The 6064-nt window shown below is 45.7% G+C and carries 4 protein-coding genes and 2 rRNA genes (1 of these 6 only partly in view); all 6 read left to right on the forward strand.

Annotated features, from left to right (window positions below; translation table 11 throughout):
* Nucleotides 1–844 (forward strand): 23S ribosomal RNA (locus NG22_RS17255) (it extends 2030 nt beyond the left edge of the window).
* A 140-nt stretch (nt 845–984) separates the two neighbouring features.
* Nucleotides 985–1096, forward strand: a 5S ribosomal RNA gene (gene rrf, locus NG22_RS17260).
* Nucleotides 1097–1527: 431 nt separating this feature from the next.
* Nucleotides 1528–2457: a ParA family protein gene (locus tag NG22_RS17265; RefSeq protein WP_053407013.1), complete on the forward strand. Its 930-nt coding sequence runs from the start codon at nt 1528–1530 to the stop codon at nt 2455–2457.
* Nucleotides 2450–3361 (forward strand): ParB N-terminal domain-containing protein, encoded by a 912-nt coding sequence (locus NG22_RS17270; protein ID WP_053407014.1) that lies wholly within the window; start codon nt 2450–2452, stop codon nt 3359–3361. Before NG22_RS17265 ends, NG22_RS17270 begins: the two co-directional genes overlap by 8 nt.
* Before the next feature lie 70 nt (nt 3362–3431).
* Complete coding sequence (bioA, locus tag NG22_RS17275; protein ID WP_053407015.1) at nt 3432–4712, forward strand: adenosylmethionine--8-amino-7-oxononanoate transaminase; 1281 nt, start codon at nt 3432–3434, stop codon at nt 4710–4712.
* 8 nt (nt 4713–4720) lie between these two features.
* Nucleotides 4721–5890: an 8-amino-7-oxononanoate synthase gene (locus tag NG22_RS17280; RefSeq protein ID WP_082305150.1), complete on the forward strand. Its 1170-nt coding sequence runs from the start codon at nt 4721–4723 to the stop codon at nt 5888–5890.
* Nucleotides 5891–6064: the final 174 nt, after the last annotated feature.

The following is a 6064-nucleotide window of genomic DNA, read 5'->3' on the forward strand; positions in this document are numbered from 1 at the left end:
TGAAGATGCCGCTTACCCGCCACGGGACGGAAAGACCCCATGAACCTTTACTACAGCTTTACATTGACATTGGGTAACTGATGTGTAGGATAGGCGGGAGACTGTGATCCTGCGTCGCTAGGCGTAGGTTAGTCATTGGTGAAATACCGCCCTTCGGTTATCTGATGCCTAATCCCAAAAGGAGACATTGTATGGCGGGTAGTTTGACTGGGGTGGTCGCCTCCAAAAGAGTAACGGAGGCTCCCAAAGGTACCCTCAGCACGCTTGGTAACCGTGCGCAGAGTGTAATAGCATAAGGGTGCTTGACTGTGAGGCCTACAAGCCGAGCAGGAACGAAAGTTGGGTATAGTGATCCGGTGGTTCCGCATGGAAGGGCCATCGCTCAAAGGATAAAAGGTACTCTGGGGATAACAGGCTGATCTCCCCAAGAGCTCACATCGACGGGGAGGTTTGGCACCTCGATGTCGGCTCGTCACATCCTGGGGCTGGAGAAGGTCCCAAGGGTTGGGCTGTTCGCCCATTAAAGTGGCACGCGAGCTGGGTTCAGAACGTCGTGAGACAGTTCGGTCCCTATCTGTGGTGGGCGTTGGAAATTTGAGGAGACCTGTCCTTAGTACGAGAGGACCGGGATGGACATACCGCTGGTGTATCAGTTGTGCCGCCAGGTGCATTGCTGAGTAGCTACGTATGGATGAGATAAGCGCTGAAAGCATCTAAGCGCGAAACTCGCTCCAAGATGAGATTTCCTTTAAGGGTTGTTATAGACGATGACGTTGATAGGCTACAAGTGTAAAGGCAGAGATGTCATAGCTGAGTAGTACTAATTGCCCGAACACTTTCTCGTATGGGCTTTGCCCCATAAAAGCAAAGACCCATAGCTATGGTTAATCAGCTTGAGATGATTAACACCGATCGAAAGATCAATTCCTTAGTGGAATGCTCCTCAATACTGTCTTAAAGAATCTAAAAAATATTGAAGAAACTAATGGTGGTTATTGCGAGGGTGAACACCTCTTCCCATTCCGAACAGAGAAGTTAAGCCCCTTAGCGCCGATGGTACTGCAATCACATGTGGGAGAGTAGGTCGCCGCCAGTTTGTTATTCTAAGCTCAATCTTTTGGTTGGGCTTTTTTTTTCTACTGCCAATTCGAGCATTAGATCTAATTATAATATAAATCAGCTGACCGGTTTTTCAAGACCGGTTTTCTTTTATTAATACTATTTAACATAATGTGATTTTTGTATGAGTGGCTCCTTTGGTGGGGTGTTCTTCTTGATATTAAACCCGAAGCATTATCCTTGTCTGTGAGATTCCAGGAGCGTGAGCTGGCTTCGGAGAGAGGTTGAGAATACTGAAAGTAAGTAAAGCGGCTCTTCTTTTAAAGGAGCGTTGTTTGATTGTTTATTTAACATAATGCAACTGAGGTAGAATTAAATCTTATTTATCAGACCTAAATTATCCAAATAGGGCTAGTTTAAAAGCTAAATTCGTCCTATTTTCAAGACTATATGCCATCTCATTCAGTCATGAAATCACAGATCACCAATTTTCTAAGACAAAAACAAAAGCTGCTTAACCTCTCCGCTATTGAAAAGCAGGCCGGACTTCCTGTAAGTGTATTGGGTAAAATCCTGAGAGGTGAACGCGTCCTGACGGATAAACATGCTGAGCTTTTACTTCCGGTCCTTCAACAGGAATACGGTTACCCGACAGACGGAAAGCGCTGCCGCATTATCTCTTTCCTGAACCACAAAGGCGGAGTGGGTAAAACCACCACAACGGTTCATTTAGGCAGAGCACTTTCACTGATGGACAAGAAAGTCTTAATTGTTGATTTTGATCCGCAAGCCAATGCGACCGATCACCTGGGGATAGAACATGAAGACAGTAATATTTCACATGCACTACTGGATGATCAGGCTCTTCCGGTCATTTCCATCTATGATCACTTCGATCTGGTTCCGGGAGATATCGACCTGGCACAGGTTCCCCGTAAATTTTCCGGAAGCGCTACACAATATATCCGTTTAAAAGCTGCTCTGGATCCGATTAAGGACCAGTATGATTTCATCCTGATTGACTGCCCGCCATCTTTGGAATACTTTACCCAGAATGCATTGAATGCTTCCACTGAAGCGATTATTGTATCTGCTCCCACACGTTTGTCTTTGAAGGGAATTCCATTGGCGATTGAGACGATTGATGAATTGAAAATGGTGAATCCATCCCTGGAATTATTAGGGGTCGTCATCACAGATTCCGAAAGACTGAAAGTCAGTAAGCGATCAGAAGAAAACCTCCGGGACAGCGGGCTTCCGATTTTCAAAACCGTTATACGTCATTTCAAACATTACAAAGAAGCTTCTGAAGAAGGCCTGACTATCTTCGATTGCTTCCCGAAACATCACAGCACAAGCGATTACCAAAAACTCGCTAAAGAAATCATCTATGGCTAGAAGAACCATTGACTTTAAAGGAAGTCAGCAAGAGATACAGAAGAGAAAGCAAACCGCCAGAGTTATTGCGGGTATAGATACAGAAATCACCCTGGATATTCTTCCGGAACTGGACTTGTTGATTCCTCGTCCAAATCAGGAGGAAATTGAACTTTTAGAAGAAAGCATCCTGAAAGAAGGGCTTCGGGAACCTATCTCCGTATGGAAGCATGAAGGCAAACAAATCATCGTAGATGGGCATAACCGATACGCTATACTTAAGAGGAATAACCTCCCAATAGAAATCAATATCATTCATTTTGAGGATATTGAGTCAGTAAAGGATTGGATGATTGACACACAATTAGGAAGAAGAAACCTGACCGATGAGAAGCGTGCTTACCTGATTGGAATGAAGTATGAGCGGGAAAAACTCCCTCGTGGCAGAAAAGAAAAATTGGACTCAGAAAAGAGGAAAAATTTTCCTCTTTTAAAGGAAAATCCAGCAAATACTTCCTCTAAAGAAATTGGGAAGCAGAATAATTTAAGTGATCGTACCATTCGGAATCACGCTGTTTTCTACCGTGGTGTAAACCTTTTGAGCAAGCAAATGAAAGATGATTTGCTGGAAGGAAATATTAAGATCAGCAAAGGAAATCTGAAAACCATCGCACAACATGCCAGTCAGATCAGGACTCCGATTGAAAACCTCCAGGAGGTGAAAAGCATTGTCGATCGGTTCACGATTTCAGGCAAAACCAACCAACCAGCTGTTCCGGAAGTTCACCAGCTCCAGGAAGAGTTGTTACAGAAGATAAAACAAGTCTATCAAAAATCAGCCTCGATGCCGGACTTTGACCGCAACCAGATACTGGAGACTTTAGGAAGCTGGGTGAAGCTGGAACAGGAAAAGCTTTCAAAATAAGCGGATCCCTTTTCCGCTTACTTTTTGACCTCTAAATTCGCCCCGATCATCCCATCTTGATTTTTAAACTATGGATACGAAAGCACTTTTAGACTTTGATAAAAACCACCTTTGGCATCCCTATACTTCCATGATTGACCCGCTGCCGGTTTATCCGGTGGAATCTGCTCATGGATGTAAACTCAAACTTGCGAATGGAAAAGAACTGATTGACGGAATGTCTTCCTGGTGGTGTGCTGTTCATGGTTATAATCACCCGGTGTTGAATGAGGCGATAACTGCGCAGACTCAAAAGATGTCCCATGTGATGTTTGGAGGAATTACTCACCAGTCAGCCGTTGAACTCGGACAGCTTTTAGTAGAACTCACTCCAAAACCACTGCAGAAAGTATTCCTGGCGGACTCCGGATCTGTTGCTGTGGAAGTGGCGCTGAAGATGGCAATTCAATACTGGTACAGCCAGGGCAATACGAAAAAGAATAAGATGCTTACCATCCGGTCCGGCTACCATGGTGATACCTTCCATGCCATGTCGGCTTGTGATCCGGTTAATGGTATGCATCATATCTTCTCCGGAGTCCTCCCGATTCACCACTTCGCCGACCAACCCAAAAGCCGCTTTGACGGGGAATGGGATCCGTCGGATATTCAAAGTATGCGCGAGCAGTTGGAGCAATATCATGAGGAAATCGCTGCCGTTATCCTCGAACCTGTACTGCAGGGAGCGGGAGGGATGTGGGCTTATCATCCGCAATACCTGACCGAACTCCGCGCACTTTGTGACGAGTTCAATGTCCTGTTGATTTTCGATGAAATTGCCACCGGCTTCGGACGCACCGGTAAACTCTTCGCGATGGAACACGCCAATGTAGTACCGGATATTCTTTGTGTGGGAAAAGCCATCACCGGCGGATATATGACTTTGTCAGCCACCATGACCACCGATCATGTTGCGGAAATCATCTCTTCCAACAGTCCGCACGTCTTCATGCACGGTCCTACTTTTATGGGTAATCCATTGGCTTGTGCAGTAGCTGTAGCCAGTTTGAAATTACTCCTTGAAAACAACTGGGAGCAGCAGGTGGAATCCATCCATCAGGTTTTAGCTGCAGAAATTCTCCCGCTTAAAGATTGGGAACAAGTTGCCGACACCCGGGTAATTGGTGCGGTAGGAGTCGTGGAAATGAAAGCAGCGGTCGATATGGCTTCCATTCAAAAACAATTCGTGGAGCAGGGAATCTGGGTACGTCCATTCGGTAAACTTATCTATATCATGCCGCCATTTATCATCTCTGATCAGGAGTTAAAACAGTTGATTCATGGGATGAAATCTGTAATTTCAACACTCTGATTAAAAAGATGATGTATAAGCACTGGCAAACACAACTCAACCTACTACAAGAACAGGACAGCTATCGAAGTCTGAAGCATGTAGAACCACTGGGCGGACCGTGGGTCAACTTCGAAGGACAGCGTATGCTCAACCTTTCTTCCAATGATTATCTGGGGATCGCGCATGATCCGCAACACCTGCGGAACTTCTATACCCAAATCACGGAAGACAGCCTGTTCGATCAGTTCGGTTTGAGTGCGACCTCTTCCAGATTGCTTACCGGTAATCATCCCGCTTATCAGGAACTGGAGCGCACGCTTTGCTACCACTATCAGAAAAGCGGAGCACTGATGTTCAACTCCGGCTACCACGCTAATCTAGGTATACTGCCGGCGCTTATCGGAAAAGGTGACCTCATACTTTCCGACAAGCTGAACCATGCCAGTATCATCGATGGTGCCCGTTTGTGTGATGCGGATTTACTTCGTTACAAACACCTCAACTACGAGCATCTTCGTTCCTTCCTGGAAAAGAACCGAAGCAAATACCGGCAGGTCATCATCATCACCGAAACCATCTTTAGTATGGACGGAGATGTGGCCGACCTGCAACAACTCTGTGCGCTGAAAGAAGAGTTCGACTGCCTGCTCTACATTGACGAAGCCCATGCGATCGGAACTCGGGGTGAACACGGACTCGGGATTTGCGAAGAGCAAAATGTAATAGACAGCGTCGACATCATCAGCTGTCCTTTGGGGAAAGGAATGGCTTCCATAGGTTGCTTTACCATGATGGATGAAGTACTGCAGGAGTACCTGATCAATAAGATGAGGCCTTTGATTTTCACCACAGCCTTACCCCCGATCAACATCGCCTGGACCCAATATGTCTTCGGTGAAATACTGAGGAGTAAAGCCAAGAGAGATCATCTAAAAGACCTTTCAGTCCATAGCCAGAAGTCACTATCAGATAGCGGATTCAAGGTAGAGAGTGAAAGTAATATTTTACCCTTGATTTTGGGAGAAAACGAACTTACTGTCCGTACAGCAAAGGCCCTTCAGGACGGTGGATTTCTGGTATTTCCCATCCGTCCGCCATCAGTTCCAAAAGGCAGTTCCAGGTTGAGAATCTCCCTGACAGCAGACATCCGGAAAGAAGATTTAACCTCCTTTATTGATATTCTCCAAAAGTCATAAGTAGCGGAAACCCACTGCGGCCAAACGGGAAATTTTTGGTAATTTGCCCACATGGAAACGCAATGGATGAGGCAGCAGGGCAGTGAGGCTTTGCTTATTTTTTTCTCAGGTTGGGGGCAGGATCCCGAACCATTCCGGAAGATCACTTCCGATATTTTCGATGTATTGATCGTT

This window comes from Persicobacter sp. CCB-QB2 (assembly GCF_001274635.1).
GTDB lineage: Bacteria > Bacteroidota > Bacteroidia > Cytophagales > Cyclobacteriaceae > Persicobacter > Persicobacter diffluens.

Bases quoted from the DNA above. Each gene is read 5' to 3' on its own strand.
- NG22_RS17265 (WP_053407013.1), top strand. From the start codon at position 1,528: ATGAAATCACAGATCACCAATTTTCTAAGACAAAAACAAAAGCTGCTT.
- NG22_RS17270 (WP_053407014.1), top strand. From the start codon at position 2,450: ATGGCTAGAAGAACCATTGACTTTAAAGGAAGTCAGCAAGAGATACAG.
- bioA (WP_053407015.1), top strand. From the start codon at position 3,432: ATGGATACGAAAGCACTTTTAGACTTTGATAAAAACCACCTTTGGCAT.
- NG22_RS17280 (WP_082305150.1), top strand. From the start codon at position 4,721: ATGATGTATAAGCACTGGCAAACACAACTCAACCTACTACAAGAACAG.